This is a genomic window from Anabaena sp. 4-3, from assembly GCF_001597745.1.
GTDB lineage: Bacteria > Cyanobacteriota > Cyanobacteriia > Cyanobacteriales > Nostocaceae > Trichormus.
The window spans coordinates 48297-63782 of record NZ_LUHJ01000056.1; the positions used below are offsets into that span (position 1 = coordinate 48297).

The following is a 15486-nucleotide window of genomic DNA, read 5'->3' on the forward strand; positions in this document are numbered from 1 at the left end:
CACCTATTCCTTAATGATAATTTTTGTAGGGTAGGCATTGCTTGCAAGTTGTTCAAACCCTTAATTTTAGGTTGTTGGGTGTGCATCGCCTGGAGCTTATTGAGAATGGTGCAAAATATGACCTAACAATCTATATAATTGATTTTTTTGTGTTCCCTAAAGCATTAATTACCTGCCCGATAAACTGGATTGATTTGGCGATAGGTGTTAAGCCAACTGAAGAATCTATCACTATCAAAACTAAAAGGATCAGCTCTTTCTCCAGAACGATCTACTGCTTTATGGGTAGTAATCCGATCCTCTGGTATTTGGCTTTGGGCAATTAACCAAGCTAAAGATTGATACTGCGCTTCTGTGTAACCACTATGAGATGTTATCAAATTATTGCCGCGCCCATCTGGTGGTGTTTCTAAGGAAACGTGGTAAGCAAAATTATTGACAGATGGTGGTAAATTAGGGTTAGTTTTCACAGTTTCCGGGCCATTTGCTCCCTCAAATACTGAGTTAGCGGCACCAAACGCCCGCTTGTCTGGAGGGACAAGATAAATTACAGTACCGTCTAACTCAACTATGGCGTGATAACTCGCTTGCCAACTTTCATCTTCATGGGGTGTTTGAAAGAAATTAACCGCGCTACTAGCTGAATTACTCGTTTCGTGAATGACAATAATTGGTTGATTATTTAAAACTACGCCGTTAACATCTTGAGTATATCTTTCTCCGTAGTTACTGGGGTCTACAGCAGCAATTTCGTATCTTGGTCTATATCTGTTAAAAGCTTCAGTAGTTATGTATCTTCCAGAAATAGGATTCGGTTTAGTTGGAGATGCCAGTAAACTTTGTTGTTGGTTAACTTCAGTCTCAACCTGCTGAATTTGTATTTGTGGATATTGACTCCAGGTTGTAATCTCTTGATTTGAGGATGTAGTTGTATTCTCTGGTAACTGTGTAACTTTCCCTGTGCTGAGTGCTAAAACTAAAGCAGATAACATGAAAAAAATGATTGATACTCTGCTAGCCCAGTTTCTAAAATTCATTTTTTTTATGCTTAATCAAGCAGTTTTAATTAATCTTAATATATCCTCTTAATATAAAACAGAACAATAACATAATTACGTCTGCTAACAGAGCTATTTCTCTAGAGAGAGTTAAATATAAGTTAAGTATTTGTTAAGATAAAAAGTCGCTAACAATAGAAATCAAAAATCACAGGACTTACGCAACTGGCACATTATTAGGGTGCGTCAAAGTAGATTATTTTTGACATCTGACGCACCCTAAAAGAAAGTTTCATGATGACACTTGCGTAAGTCCTAATACCAATTTTCTATGAAGTTGCATCAAATCAATGATTTAGAGACTAAGCATAGCTAGTCTCTACAGTGCAAAATAAAGTGCATCTGCTGCAACACCCCATGCCTAAAGTCAAGGGCTTCCGCAGCGAGGAGGTTCGGTGAATTTACAGGTTCACAAAAATACGGATGATTGCTGAGGCATTATCCTCTAGAAAGATACTTCCAGAGTAGAATTTTGCAACAATTGAATTAGTGATACAGCAGCTGTATTAAAGGTGTAGCAATGAAAAATGAGAATGTGAGAATTATTTCGTTGATTCCCAGTGGAACTGAGATTTTAGCAGCCTTGGGCTTAACGGATGCCATTGTCGGGCGATCGCACGAATGTGACTACCCGCCAGAAATCCAGAATCGCCCTGTTTGCACCCAGACACGCTTACACACCGATGCTTCCAGCAGTGATATACACAATGGAATGAATAAAATACTGCAATCGGCTCTCAGTATCTATCAAATTAAGACCGATGTTGTCGAGAGGTTAAAGCCTACCCATATTATCACGCAAGACCAATGTGATGTTTGTGCTGTTAGCTTTCGAGATGTGGAAAAAGCAGTAGACGAACTCACCCATACTTCACCTGAGATTATTTCTTTACAACCTAATCTACTAGAGGATGTTTGGAATGACATTGAACGAGTCGCTCATATATTTGGTGTAGATGCTGTCCACGTATTAGAAAACTTAGAAGCGCGTGTCAAAATTTGTCAGCAAAAAATCCAGGGACTTTCCTTAGCAGAATTACCTAATGTTGCCTGTATTGAGTGGACAGATCCCTTGATGGTAGGAGCAAATTGGATTCCTGAATTAGTCAACTTAGCCGGAGGACAATCACTATTTTGTGTCACAGGTCAACCTTCCCCTAATTTGCGATGGGAAACACTGTTAGTGAGTAATCCAGATATCATAGTATTTATGCCTTGTGGTTTTGACTTAAATCGCACTCGTCAAGAAGCCAAACTATTGACGCAAAACCCAGAGTGGCAAAATCTCCATGCTGCCAAAACTGGTAGAGTCTACATTACTGACGGCAATGCTTACTTTAACCGTCCAGGCCCCAGACTGGTAGATTCTCTAGAAATTATGGCAGAAATTTTACATCCAGAAATTTTTGATTATGGCTATAGAGGCACAGCTTGGGAACGGTTATAACTCAACTTGCTCAAAGCCAACCACCAAAAACAGCAAAACCGTAATACTTCCAAGGTACAGCCACCGTCTTAAACCCAGCCTGAGTCAGCATTTGCAGGTGGGTTTCTAAAGTAGCGAGTTGGTCTTGACTGGAGTACCCTTGTGTGCTGCTTTGTCCGACTTTCGCGCGCACCTCTGTTAAATTAATTCGTTGCTGGTTTGCCCATTCCTCTCGTGCCGCTTGATACATTTCTGCTAAAGTAGATGATTCTGGTAAGGTAGGGTCAGCATTCCAAAAACAACCATTGGGATGCAGGCTAGCAGCAATACGTTGAAATAACTTTAACTTCATTTCATCTTGAAGATGGTGAATTGCTAAGGATGATACACAACCATCCAACTCTTTGCCTATATTTAATTTTTCTGGATTAACTGCCCAGTCACCAAAATCTGCTTGTACCCCAGTCCATCTTTGCCCATACCCAGCACTAGCAATTTTAGCTTGGGCAAATTCCAACATCCTGGGTGAATAATCTAAGGCTATAACTTGAGCGTCGGGACAGTGTTTTAGTAGCTTCAGACTCAACTCGCCAGTGCCACAGCCTAATTCTAAGATGCGACTACTCCTAGATGGAAGACAACGGGTGATGACTGCCAGCATCTCATCATATTTTGGCAATAACTGGCGAATCCCGTTGTCAAAATCAGCAGTATTAGCAAATACTTCTCCAGGAAATATCTGTGACATATTCTGTCCATCAAGTCTTTCATCAATCAATCTTACAGCATGATGAGTTTTGCAGATGGGGCGATGAGGCTGGAGTTGTCAGCGTGGCGAACATTTATTCTAGTTAGGAGCGATCAGCCTACCCCTACGGGGAAGCAAGCTATGGGTAGCGTCTCGCTCCAGCAGCTTCAGCCATTAATCAACCGTTGATTAACCTGGGCGAAGGACGGGGTTTTAAACCCAGTTTTTCGATAACCAGCAAATACTGAAGATAATAAAGATAGCCACTCATTAAGGAGACGAACCATTCCCATCTTTGGGAAACAATATGCTACAGCTTATCACCATCGTCATTGTCGTCATTCTGGGTTCAGCATTATGCTCTAGTGTAGAGACGGCACTGTTTTCTGTATCTACCCTGAGAGTTAGACAATTAGCACAATCAAATAACCCTTCAGCCGTTGCACTTTTGGCGATTCGGGAAAATATGAATCGACCAATTGCGACTATTGTTATCCTCAACAACATTTTCAACATTATTGGCAGTATTGTCACTGGGAGTGTTGCTACTCAAGCCCTAGGATCTGAGTGGCTGGGTGTATTTTCCGCAGTCTTAACTTTCCTGATTATTATTTTTGGGGAAATTATTCCCAAAACCATCGGCGAGCGATATTCTGAACAACTCGCCATGCTGGCGGCTCTACCTGTAACAGCATTATCGATTGCCTTCACACCCTTGGTGTGGATTTTAGAAAACGTCACAGCACCGTTTTCTCAAGGTAAAAAAAGACCCACAACTAACGAGGCGGAAATCAAGTTATTAGCAAATATCGGTCAACAGGAAGGAATTATTGAAAGCGATGAAGCAGAAATGATTCAACGGGTGTTTAGACTCAATGATGTCACAGCCGCAGACCTGATGACTCCCCGGATTATGCTGACACACATACGCGGTAATCTCACCATAGCGGAGGCAAAAACAGATATCATCGCCTCTCAACATACTCGGATTCTTGTTACCGATGAGTCGATTGATCAAGTCATGGGATTTGCCTTAAAACAGGAATTGCTCACAGCAATGGTGGAAGGACAAAAACATCAAAACATCTCTACGCTGACTCGCAAGGTTCGCTTTGTTCCAGAGGTAATTCAGGCAGATAGACTGTTGAAAAACTTTATAGAAGCCCATGAACATCTGGCGGTAGTGGTAGATGAGTATGGAAGTGTTGCTGGTGTTGTCACCTTAGAAGATGTGTTGGAAGTAATTACTGGGGAGATTGTTGATGAAACTGACAGAAGTGTTGATTTGCAAGAAATAGCCCGCAAAAAGCGAGAAAAAATGTTGCAGTCTCTCAGTATTAAGTAGTTGGGTGTGGGGCATCAAATAAGTCAGAAATCAAATGTCAAAAGTCAATAATTCTGGGAAAAATTATTTAATTTTGAATTTTGAATTTTGTAGGCGTAAGCCTTCCCGTAGGGTATTTTGAATTTTGAATTTATTTATCCCCCTCATCTCCCCTACTCCCTGACTCCAATTTCTTGGACTGGCTGGGCTGCACTATCCTGTTGTGACATGATTAAAGTTATTCCTGCCACTGCCAGCATTGCCATTGTAGCTAAACCTAGTACGGCTGTTTGCTTTCTTAATCTCACAGATGCCACTAAAGTTTCTATCGCATTGGCAGCAGCAGTAGGTTGTATTGGTTGTAAGGCTGCTAATGCAGTTGCTGCATTTGGGTAGCGGTGTTGAGATTTGGGTTCTACCATTTTGCTTAACCACCACTCAAAACGGGGATGAATGTGAGGTATTAATTTTTGAAAGTGAAAGCGATAATTACTGTCAATTAACTTGCTAATATTTCCAGAACGGGTGGCAGTGAGTAAGCAAATCAGAGTTGCACCTAAGCTATATAAATCTGAAGCTTGAGTCAGAGAATCACCGTTTTGTTCTTCTGGGGGCATGAAACCAGGAGTTCCTGCCGCCAAGCTACTCAAGGCCATTTTCTCACCCTTTACCTGAGCCAAATCAAAATCAACTAGGTAGGCATTCAAATGCTCATCTAGTAAAATGTTCTCTGGTTTAATATCCCGATGGATAATTGGGTCAACTTGTTGTTGTAAATAAACCAAAATTTCTAACATTGACACAGCTATTTGCTTAATTTCTTCTGGTTTAAAGCTGCGTCTTGAAGCCAGAGAAGGAGCGTTTTTATACTCTTGTATTATGTAAAAAACCGTAGGTGTAGCAAAAGAATTAAGATAGCGGGGAATACGGGGATGGTTGAGTCTTTGCAGGATTTCTACTTCTCGTTGATATGCTGTGACACCCAACCAGTCAGCACCAGCATGAGCAAGACTAAAGGCTTTAATTACTACCTGTTGATGAGAGTGGCTGACTTTAGCAAGGTAAGTGATGCGTCCACCTTCCTGATTCCGTCCCAGTTCTTGAAGCACTTCATAACCTAACGCAGAGAAATCTGGATGGTGAATTAAGGGAATTATCCCTTGATTACGCACATCAAACTGCATTAAACACCACCTAAGTTTGATTTTGTCAAGTGTATTTCACAAATGATAAGTATTCACCCAGATTTTTACTTGCCATTCTGCCTTGATGCACAAAGACGCATAGATGTTTAAGTGGTTATGGGATGCTGCCTGAAAACGTGATGTTGAGTGAAGACGCGAGGATAAATTTACGAGAAGCCGCTCTGTGAGCGGCTACGCGTCTCTACAAAATTGCTGAGGAAACAATACTAGCCTCAGAGTGTTTAACCTAAGCGTTGCTGTGCTAGCCAATCAATAATCTGGGTATTGACGATATCTGGTACTTCATCGTGGGGACAATGACCGGCTCCCGGAATGGGTAAGATTTTAATATCTTTGCCATTTTCCAGTGCCTGTTCGTAAATCTTCACCCCTGTAATTGGTGTCCAAGGATCATCAGCACCCCAAATTACTAATAATGGACGTTCTATTTGGGGTAATAGTTCCTCTGGTGCTGGCCCTGGGGGTGCTGAGAGAATGGAAGCGAAAACCTGTTGTGCGCCGGGGTCGCAGGATGGTGTATAAAGTAATTCAACTAATTCATCAGTAACAGCAGTGCGATCGCGGTAAACTTGGTAAAGGGTGCGGCGAATTTGCGATTTTTGGCGGATGCGGTTAAAGACAAATTTACCAGTAATGGGCGATCGCACCACTCGATTAAAAGCCGCCATGACAATTCTCAGGGGTGGGTTCAATTCATGGGGACGATGACTTAAACCACCAGCCGAATTAATTAATACACCACCAGCACTAATGTCTGGATGTTCTGCCAAGACAATCAAACTTAAAAGCGCGCCGATAGAATTACCAATAAATACCGCAGGTTGTTGAATATGGGCTGTCCAAAAATCCTTTAACAGTTCTACCCAAACTTCTGTACTGTACTCAATGGGTGCTTTATCCGAACCACCAAAACCCAAAAGATCCAAAGCAAAAACTTGGTATCCCGCACTGGCTAAAACTGGAATATTCTTGCGCCAATGTCCAATGGATGCGCCAAAGCCATGCACAAGTACCAACGGTTGTCCAGTACCCATGACTGTATATTGAATTTTGTAATTTCGCCAAGTCCAAACCAGTTTTTCAAAGTTACCCGTGGTTACTAGCTGCTGGGTGGTTAAAGTCATTATTAAGATTCCTATACTATGGCTTTATATACTAAAGTGTCTCACTTCTGACCAATCTCAGCAAAGTGCTATCTTCAGACCAGAAATCATCAGAAATCCCAATACCAACCATAAGATTTTACCCTGGTATGACAAACTTTCACAGGTTAATGGGTTATGGGGAGAGGTTGCCATACAATATCTCTACATAATCATGATTCTTCTAGATTTAATGTTCTCTCAGGACTAACATTTTCTTTGATATAAATATCTCGAATGGGGAAAGGAATAGAAATACCTTCTTCTTGATAACGTTTGTGCAGTTTTTTAATAAATAAATGTCTGCCAATCCGTTGATCAAAATATTCGCTAACCCGCATATATAATGTAAAGTCTATACTAAAATCATTGAAAGTATGAAATCTAATATATGGCTCATTGGCAATTAATTCCGGTGCAATTGATTGCATCACCTCATGAGCGACTTCTACAGTAACTCTTTCGACTTTTTCTAAATCACTATCATAACTCACACCCACTGTCATTGTTAAAGTTATTTCTTTGGCAGGGAGATGATAGTTAGTAAAAATTGTGGAAGCTAGCTTAGAATTTGGTACTATGATTACGTTGTTAGAAATTTCGCGAATAGTTGTATTGCGCCAAGAAATATCTGTGACATATCCCTCATTTCCATCATCTAATTTGATATAATCACCAGTTCGTACTTGCTTAGAAAGAATCAAGTAAAATCCAGAAAACAAATTAGCTAAAGTGTCTTGTAATGCTAAACCTACTGCTAAACCACCAACTCCTAAAGTTGTGATAATCGGTGTAATTTCAATCCCTAGGGTTTGTAGTAAAATTAAGACTCCCAAGCCCAAAACAGCAGCTTTAGCTAGGTTAGAAATTAGTGATGCTGTTGCTCTTTCTGCTGATTGAGTATATAAACTAACAAAACCCGCAGTTAATCTGGCCAAGACTAAGGTGACTGAAAACAGAAAGACAATTTTAGTTATTCTCTGTAATAAAAAGCTAATATCTGTCTTGATGGGCGCACTCACAATAGCGGCTGAAAACCCTGCAAGCATAAACCAAAGAAATGGCATACGTTGCAGAGATTTAAAGATGATTTCACTGCCAGGAATTTGTTTCTTAGCGGCAAATTTTTTCAGTTTATTGAAAATAACTTTTTCGCCAATTATGCCTGACAGTAAGCCAACTAAGGTGAAAGCTACAGGTAAAATCCAGTCCATCATCATCAATTTTGACTTTAAATATTGTATTGACAATTGAATGTAGACGCTGGTGCAATCTCATTATTGCAAAATTTTACCTCAATAATGACTTGGGGGAGAAACTGGGGAGATGAGGGAGATGAGGAAGCAGGGGAGCAGAGGGAGCGGAGGAAGCGGAGGAGAAAAACTAATGACTAATAACTAATAACTAATCACTAATAACTCATGACTAAATAACATGGATTTACCAATTATTTACCACCCTGATTACGTTGCGCCACTACCTGAAGGGCATCGCTTCCCGATGGCGAAATTCCGAAAACTCTATGAATTGCTGTTAGCTGACGGTGTAGCGCATCCCGAACAGTTTTACACGCCTATGCGTCCTGACTCAGAGTTAATTGAGTTAATCCACACCCCAGACTATGTAAAAGCTTATTGTGAAGGTACTTTAGATTTTAAAGCACAGCGTCGGATTGGTTTACCTTGGAGTCAAGCTTTAGCTAATCGTACTTGTGTGGCGGTTGGTGGCACAATACTTACAGCCCAGTTAGCATTGAGTCAGGGTTTAGCTTGTAATACGGCTGGCGGAACCCATCATGCTTTTCCCGGTTATGGTTCTGGTTTTTGTATTTTCAATGATTTAGCGATCGCTTCCCGTGTTATACAAAAACAAGGTCTAGCGCAAAAAATTCTCATTGTCGATTTGGATGTGCATCAAGGCGACGGTACAGCGTTGATATTTCAAGAAGACAACAGTGTTTTTACCTTCTCCATGCACTGCGAGGTTAATTTCCCAGGAACTAAGCAACAAAGTGATTTAGATGTTCCCCTACCTGTGGGTATGGAGGATGACGCTTATTTACAAACCTTGGCGAGTTACTTACCAGATTTACTCTCAGATGTCAAGCCTGACTTAGTATTTTATGATGCTGGTGTTGATCCGCATATAGGCGATCGCTTAGGTAAATTAGCTTTAACTGATACTGGGCTTTTCCGTCGAGAAATGCAGGTGTTAAGTACCTGTGTTAGTGCTGGCTACCCCGTCGCCTGTGTCATTGGTGGCGGATACGCTGATGATATGCAGTCTTTAGTTTGGCGGCATTCTTTAGTACATCGAGCTGCCAGTGAGGTTTACCGCCAATATAAATTATAGTAACTTTATGCGTAATCTTACTGAAAACAAAATTTTTAGATATGTTTTAATGTAATTAAACTAAAGAACCCTATTGGCACATATAGGTTTTGTTGATGGACAATCCCAAAATCAGCATCTACGAATTATCATCCGAAGATTGGGGATATAATTTGCTAGGTTCGGCAATTGACCGTCTTATTCGTGAGCTTGAAGGTCAAACTGTTCTTGAGGCTTATTCAGAATTTCAGCAAAGGCGAGGGCGTGCTAATGAATTAATGAAGGAATTGTTTGGACAAAAACCTTGCCTATTTTATGTACGCCGCAAAGGGCAAGGAAAACAAGACGGAGAAGAAATCTGGGAGTTAACAATAGCCACAGATAGAGATGATGCGTTACTCCCTTCAAGACTTGAAAACCTGGGAAAAACTCTAGGATTAAGAGCTGCTGTAGAACAAAATGGATATGGCGGTTTACAAATACTTTCTACTCGGTTGTTAGAAACTAAATCAGGTTCTGGTGATGGCTATGCTTTACCTTGTCTTTTGCGCCTACTGCCAAACTACAAATACCAAATTAATATTCCATCAGCAGCACTAAATAGAATAGCTAAAATGCCCATCTATGGTGATCATCTACCTACAGAGGAGCAGATTAAAGCCTGGAAAGCATTTTTACAAATAGAGAAAAAAATTGCTCAAGCACGTCAATTTTGTGTATTTTTTTCAGGTCATAATTATGGCTCTGCTACCAGAACCATCAGCTTTGATATTAATGTAGACTCAGCGACTGTTGACGGTGCTGAAGAAAATTCCCTTGATGCGGAAGATTTTTGGCAACGGGTAAGACGGGCAAAAAATGAAGATATCAGGTTGTTTGAGACTGTTCCTGATAGAAAAAACTGGCGTGATAGTCGCCAATTAGGATTGATTGAAGGATTTGATTCTCAGAAGTGTAGTATTCGCGTGAAGCTAGAACGTGAATTAGCAGAACAGATGGCAGATGGGGTTTATCAACTACCGTCTCAAGGATTTTTATATTTTCAAGCTGCTGGTGATATACAACAGATTCGTCGTAAAGAAAAAGCTTTAGAAGACTTAAATCAAGGTCGTACCCAAAACCCCTACTTAGGAAATTTCTTATTCGACGCTTCCCAAGCAAGACCAATTCAAAATATTGTTCAACTTCAACCAGAGGATTTGTTATTATCATCCGCTAATCCTAGCCAGAAAGCAGCAGTAGAAATGGTGCTTGCATCTGAGGATTTAGCTCTGATTCAAGGGCCACCAGGTACAGGTAAAACTACTGTAATTGCTGAAATTTGCTATCAAGTTGCTCTGCGGGGTGGACGTACTTTAATTGCTTCTCAAGCTAATTTAGCAGTAGATAACGCCCTGAGTCGATTAGTTCACAACCCTGTAATTCGGGCTGTAAGAAAGGGGAAAGCTGAAAAAGTAGGAGAGGAAGGACAGCAATTTTTAGAAGACAAAGTAATTAATACGTGGCTACAAAATACAGCTACTTACTGTGAAAACAACCTTGGACAAAGACTTGACAATGTAAAAATCTTACATCACTTGTTGACATTATCACAACGATTTTTAGAATATCTGAAATTAGAAGAGATATTCCAACAAAAACAAAGCCTATTAGAAACACGCAAAGCTAATTTAGAGTTAGCCTGTACAAACAAAACTAATGAATATCAACAACTAACAGCACAAATAACTGAGGTTGAATCTCTCAAGGTTGCTGTAGATAATTTATTAAATCAAGAATCTTCAGTAGGCTGGCAAGAATCACAACTTGTCAATTTATGGAATAGCCTTTTGTCATATATATCTACAGATATTTATGTTCGAGACTTTTCTGCAAATCTTCGGATAGCAGTCAATTTAGCTTCTGAACTTGGCATAATCCACCCAAATGTTAGCTTATTTGGTTTAGCTGCTTGGTTACATAATACAGCCACCGTCAACATTTCTGAATTGAAGACAGCTTTAGATTATGCGAATCATACAGTTACAGCTATGATTGAAGCTGAGTCAGCCGCACAGACTCATAGACAAAATTTGCAATCTTTTGCTGAACTTAATTCAAACCACGAAGAATTTATGAGTGTTCAGCAAAGCTTACAACAAAAAATTAGGAAATTACAAAAACGTCAGTCTGAAATCAATTCCGCAGAAATTTCACTAGATACATGGCTAAGTACAGCAGCATCTAATGTGTTTAACAGCTTGAAACAATCTTTTAAAAACCGTCAAAAGTTTACAGTTGAATTAATAGAACTTCCTGTGGAATTATTAACACTTATACAGAAATATAATCATCCAGGCTGGGAAAATACTTTTGCTGATTGTCAACTAAAATTTAATGAATTGATTCAGCAATATAGTCAATGGGATAAATCTTATAAACTGCTGGGACAAATAAAAGATTTAGTAGGAAGAGGACAAAATTTATTAGGAAATCGCAAACTCAGAGAAACTGATATTTCTCAGATGATTGCTATTAAAGAAATAGATTCTGTTGTGTCTCTTTTTAAACTCAAGCAACTAGCACAAAATAGTATTGATGAAATTGAGAAACCTTTGGGTATATGGGAACAGATTATTGAAGGGATTATTGCATTTGCTGTTAATTATAAAAACTTAGAGCCAATTGTTAAAATATTACGCCCATATAGCCGTCGTTACCGTGCGTCAATAACCCTTGAGTTTATTAAAAGGCAAACTAGAATTATACTTCATAGAGTTAAACCGATTGATAGTGAATCAATTATAACTGAGATTACAAACGAATTAGTACCAGGTATTAATAAAAACGCGCTCAAATGGCTGAATCAATTACAGACTGAAACAGAACAAACTCAACAACAGCTAGAAAGAGAATTAAGTGAACAGGTAAGTTTTGCAGATAATTGTCAACAACAAATCCTGGCAATTCAAGAATCTTTAAGAATTTCTCAGAATGAAGCAGACTTTAAGATAAAAAGAGCGATCGCACTATTGCAAGAGCTTTCCCAATTCTCACATTTACCAGATGAATTGCGGGTTGCAGTTGCAAGAATGCTTGACAATACCTCTAATATATTAGCTGATATTCCACAATTTACAGCAAAAATACATCCTATTGAAAGTCGAATCAAACAACTAGAAAATGTCTTATCTTTAATAAATCATTTGGCGTTGCTTTCAAAAATTAAATCTTTGCTGATAGATAAAATATCACATATACAATCAACACAATCAAAGTGTAACAACCAACTGACAGAATATCAGAAGCAACTCAGCGAGATTATAGTTACCTTACAGCAAAACTTAGATGAGTTATCAGCAGAAAGAATCTGGTGGAAGTCAACATGGGAAACAATACCTGATAAATTTAAAATTGCGATTTCTGCTAATGACTTGTTTTCCATAGAAGCACTATATAAAGTTAAAAACCAGTTTAATTCTTGGCAAGAGCAACTAAAAAATGAAGAGGATTATTTAACAAGATATCAGAACTTTATTCAAGATTGGATTCAAAAACTACGTCAACCATCAGAAAGCGATCGCAATGATTTGAGACGAATTTATTTAGATAATGCCAATGTTGTTGGTATTACCTGCGTTCAGGCTGCTAATCCTCATTTTAATCAAGAATTTAAATATTTTGATGTCGTTATCATTGATGAGGTTAGTAAATGTACTCCTCCAGAGTTACTAATTCCAGCCTTAAAAGGTAAAAAATTAGTTATGGTAGGCGACCATAAACAATTACCACCAATGCTCGATACTAACACTTTAGAAGAAGTTGCCCAAGCAATTGGTAGTACACGTGAAGAACTAGAATTTTTAGAAGAGTCTCTTTTTAAACTTCAGTTTGAGTCTGCTGATCAAAGCATTAAGCAAATGCTAACTATACAATATAGAATGCACCCCTTCATTATGGGTGCAATCAATCAGTTTTATGACAATAAACTAGAGTCTGGCATTTTAGAACCTGATACAAAACGCGCTCATAATTTAGCAGATAAAATTATTCAAGAACAACACCATCTAGTTTGGATAAAAACACCTATAAGTCCTGATTATCGAGAGAAAAAAAAGGGTACTTCTTTTATTAATCCTCAAGAAATTGATGTGATTGAAACTTTGTGTCACCATTTTAATAATCTTTGGGCTAATAAGGTGACTAATGGTGAACCAAAAAAAGAAATTGCCGTAATTACATTTTATGGCGCACAACTCAGAAAAATTGATGAAAGACTGCGTTCTGAATCATTTCCATATTTACAAATTCGTACTGGTACAGTTGACCGCTTTCAAGGTATGGAAAGACCTGTGGTGATTGTTAGTATGGTTCGCAACAATAAGGTTCAAGATGTGGGATTTGCTAAAAAGCCAGAACGGGTTAATGTAGCCTTTTCCCGCGCTCAAGAACTACTAATAATTGTAGGCTGTCACGAATTATTTACTGGTCAACGCGGAAAAGTTGGCAATATGTACTCTCAAGTTTCTCAAGTTATCCGTCATCAAGGAGGTTTGATTGATGTTTCTCGCATCTGCGGCTAAACCTATTGATGAAAATCTGAAAAGTTTAGTAGATAAAATTGAAGCACAAAGTTCTAGCTTATCAGTCTTAGCAGCACGTCAATTTCGATATAATCTCTACCAAACTCCTATAGAGTTAACTATTAAAGAAGCCCGCAATTTTAATCTACTTGAAGAGTTCATTATTCGAGCCGGAATTGAATTTGACACCCCAGCAACAGCAGATGAATTAGCATCTGTGCTTGGTCTTGATACTGTATTTATAACAAGTACGATTTCTACACTGCAATCATTACAAGTTATAGGAAATACCTCAGAAATTACTGTTACACCTGAAGGTCGTTTGTTTTATGAGAGGGGTTCTGTACCTCAACCACCATACGCAGTACAGATTTATGCTATTACCAGCCCTTTAGAAGAGAATATTATTTTTAAGTATGAACCATTGGATTTATTAGATAATGCCTTAATGTCACTGCCGAATTTAGCAGATTTTGTAACCATTGAACAAGAAAATAATGATGTTATCTCATTACCATTAGATGAGCTACAGCAAAAGATTCAGGCTTCTAGTTTAGCTCTTCATGTTCCAGAACAGGGAAAAATTATTAATTCATGTACAATTACCTCACCCAGCCAAATAATTTGGAGAAAAATAGAATTCTTAGTAATTTTCGATGCAAATGATGATAAATTGAATATTCAAGTACGCAGTGGTAATAAAATTTTAGAATCTGTAACAACCAAGCTACAATCCCTTTTAGCTGAAGAGAGAATTTCGCTAAAATCATTGTGTCATTTGTCTGATGACATCATCAATTTTGAACGCGAAGTGACTCTTAAAAGGAAAAATGCTGAAATAGAAGCTAGAGTTGAAAAAATTAGACAAAAAGCACTAGCCAACAAGACAGAAACAGATTCAAATACAGATAAATCAATAGAAGCTGGTACAGCTATTCAATTACGTGATAGACAGATTAATCAAGCTTTTTGGGAAGTATTAAAATCAGCAAAACGTCAAATTCTGATATATTCCCCTTGGGTCAGTGCTGCTGTTGTAGATGAAAAGTTTCTCAAGCTACTACAAGAATTAGTAAATCGTGGAGTTTGGATTTTAATTGGACATGGAATTGCACGACGACAAGAAGATGAGGACAGACCAATACCCCCAGAAGTAGAAGCAAAACTACAGGCGATAAAAACATCTGATGGTTTACCCGGTGTAAACATATTTTGGTTGGGAGACTCCCACGTTAAAGAAATAATAGTTGATCAAGAGATTCATCTATGTGGATCTCATAACTGGCTTTCCTACCGTGGTGACTACCTACCACGAGGGGAGTCAGTATATAAGGTGACAATTCCGAATCAAGTACAAGAAGCCTACGAGTTTTTGTCTCATCGCTTTCAAGACCACGCTCAAACATTATGGCAAAAAGCTTTACAAGTGCGTGATCCTCAGATGGCGATCAATTCTTTGTGCGTATGGGCTTCATTAGGTATGGAAGATTTAGCACTTAAACAGATAGAGGATAACAATTGCTTAGAACTTCTCCCAGTCTGGGAAAAGATTAAAGCCCAAGGTCAAAGAAGCGTGAGTACATATAAACACAATTAGACAGCGAATAAACTAGCAATTATCAAGCTTTAACTGATACTGGGCTTTTCCGTCGAGAAATGCAGGTGTTAAGTACCTGTGTTAGTGCTGGCT

At 38.8% G+C, this 15486-nt stretch carries 11 protein-coding genes; 6 read left to right on the forward strand and 5 right to left on the reverse strand.

Annotation, left to right across the window (positions count from 1 at the left end; genetic code table 11):
- Nucleotides 1-164: 164 nt before the first annotated feature.
- A complete protein-coding gene (locus tag A3775_RS14940) occupies nt 165-1037 on the reverse strand; it encodes a peptidoglycan recognition family protein (protein WP_066384321.1) in 873 nt (290 codons plus the stop codon).
- Between the two features lie 541 nt (nt 1038-1578).
- On the opposite strand from A3775_RS14940, the gene A3775_RS14945 reads away from it, so the two are divergent.
- Nucleotides 1579-2505 carry a cobalamin-binding protein gene (locus A3775_RS14945; RefSeq protein ID WP_066384326.1) on the forward strand — a complete coding sequence of 309 codons (927 nt, stop codon included), beginning with the start codon at nt 1579-1581 and terminating at the stop codon, nt 2503-2505.
- A 10-nt stretch (nt 2506-2515) separates the two neighbouring features.
- Here A3775_RS14945 and A3775_RS14950 read toward each other — a convergent pair whose 3' ends face one another.
- Nucleotides 2516-3232 carry a trans-aconitate 2-methyltransferase gene (locus A3775_RS14950; protein WP_066425620.1) on the reverse strand — a complete coding sequence of 239 codons (717 nt, stop codon included), beginning with the start codon at nt 3230-3232 and terminating at the stop codon, nt 2516-2518.
- A gap of 39 nt (nt 3233-3271) precedes the next feature.
- Between A3775_RS14950 and A3775_RS24305 the strand changes: the two genes are divergently transcribed.
- Complete coding sequence (locus A3775_RS24305; protein ID WP_156481646.1) at nt 3272-3421, forward strand: hypothetical protein; 150 nt, start codon at nt 3272-3274, stop codon at nt 3419-3421.
- Between the two features lie 118 nt (nt 3422-3539).
- On the forward strand, nt 3540-4577 hold the full coding sequence (locus tag A3775_RS14955) for a hemolysin family protein (RefSeq protein ID WP_066384331.1): 1038 nt from the start codon (nt 3540-3542) through the stop codon (nt 4575-4577).
- 152 nt (nt 4578-4729) lie between these two features.
- Here A3775_RS14955 and A3775_RS14960 read toward each other — a convergent pair whose 3' ends face one another.
- From A3775_RS14960 to A3775_RS14970, 3 genes are all read right to left on the reverse strand, one after another.
- Nucleotides 4730-5740, reverse strand: coding sequence for a serine/threonine-protein kinase (locus tag A3775_RS14960; RefSeq protein ID WP_066384333.1), 1011 nt, complete (start codon nt 5738-5740; stop codon nt 4730-4732).
- Between the two features lie 242 nt (nt 5741-5982).
- Nucleotides 5983-6885 (reverse strand): alpha/beta fold hydrolase, encoded by a 903-nt coding sequence (locus tag A3775_RS14965; RefSeq protein WP_066384335.1) that lies wholly within the window; start codon nt 6883-6885, stop codon nt 5983-5985.
- Nucleotides 6886-7076: 191 nt separating this feature from the next.
- Entirely contained in the window at nt 7077-8120 is a 1044-nt protein-coding gene (locus A3775_RS14970; RefSeq protein ID WP_066384337.1) for a mechanosensitive ion channel family protein, read from the reverse strand.
- 217 nt (nt 8121-8337) lie between these two features.
- On the opposite strand from A3775_RS14970, the gene A3775_RS14975 reads away from it, so the two are divergent.
- The 3 genes from A3775_RS14975 (at nt 8338) to A3775_RS14985 (ending at nt 15393) form a co-directional block, all read left to right on the forward strand.
- Nucleotides 8338-9255, forward strand: a complete 918-nt coding sequence (locus tag A3775_RS14975) for a histone deacetylase (protein WP_066425623.1) — start codon at nt 8338-8340, stop codon at nt 9253-9255.
- Between the two features lie 95 nt (nt 9256-9350).
- Complete coding sequence (locus tag A3775_RS14980; protein ID WP_066425627.1) at nt 9351-13796, forward strand: AAA domain-containing protein; 4446 nt, start codon at nt 9351-9353, stop codon at nt 13794-13796.
- Nucleotides 13774-15393, forward strand: a complete 1620-nt coding sequence (locus A3775_RS14985; RefSeq protein WP_066425629.1) for a hypothetical protein — start codon at nt 13774-13776, stop codon at nt 15391-15393. Before A3775_RS14980 ends, A3775_RS14985 begins: the two co-directional genes overlap by 23 nt.
- Nucleotides 15394-15486: the final 93 nt, after the last annotated feature.

Excerpts from the sequence above, each read along its gene's own strand:
- A3775_RS14940 (WP_066384321.1), bottom strand. The coding sequence starts at position 1,037 with ATGAATTTTAGAAACTGGGCTAGCAGAGTATCAATCATTTTTTTCATG.
- A3775_RS14945 (WP_066384326.1), top strand. The coding sequence starts at position 1,579 with ATGAAAAATGAGAATGTGAGAATTATTTCGTTGATTCCCAGTGGAACT.
- A3775_RS14950 (WP_066425620.1), bottom strand. The coding sequence starts at position 3,232 with ATGTCACAGATATTTCCTGGAGAAGTATTTGCTAATACTGCTGATTTT.
- A3775_RS24305 (WP_156481646.1), top strand. The coding sequence starts at position 3,272 with ATGATGAGTTTTGCAGATGGGGCGATGAGGCTGGAGTTGTCAGCGTGG.
- A3775_RS14955 (WP_066384331.1), top strand. The coding sequence starts at position 3,540 with ATGCTACAGCTTATCACCATCGTCATTGTCGTCATTCTGGGTTCAGCA.
- A3775_RS14960 (WP_066384333.1), bottom strand. The coding sequence starts at position 5,740 with ATGCAGTTTGATGTGCGTAATCAAGGGATAATTCCCTTAATTCACCAT.
- A3775_RS14965 (WP_066384335.1), bottom strand. The coding sequence starts at position 6,885 with ATGACTTTAACCACCCAGCAGCTAGTAACCACGGGTAACTTTGAAAAA.
- A3775_RS14970 (WP_066384337.1), bottom strand. The coding sequence starts at position 8,120 with ATGATGGACTGGATTTTACCTGTAGCTTTCACCTTAGTTGGCTTACTG.
- A3775_RS14975 (WP_066425623.1), top strand. The coding sequence starts at position 8,338 with ATGGATTTACCAATTATTTACCACCCTGATTACGTTGCGCCACTACCT.
- A3775_RS14980 (WP_066425627.1), top strand. The coding sequence starts at position 9,351 with ATGGACAATCCCAAAATCAGCATCTACGAATTATCATCCGAAGATTGG.
- A3775_RS14985 (WP_066425629.1), top strand. The coding sequence starts at position 13,774 with ATGTTTCTCGCATCTGCGGCTAAACCTATTGATGAAAATCTGAAAAGT.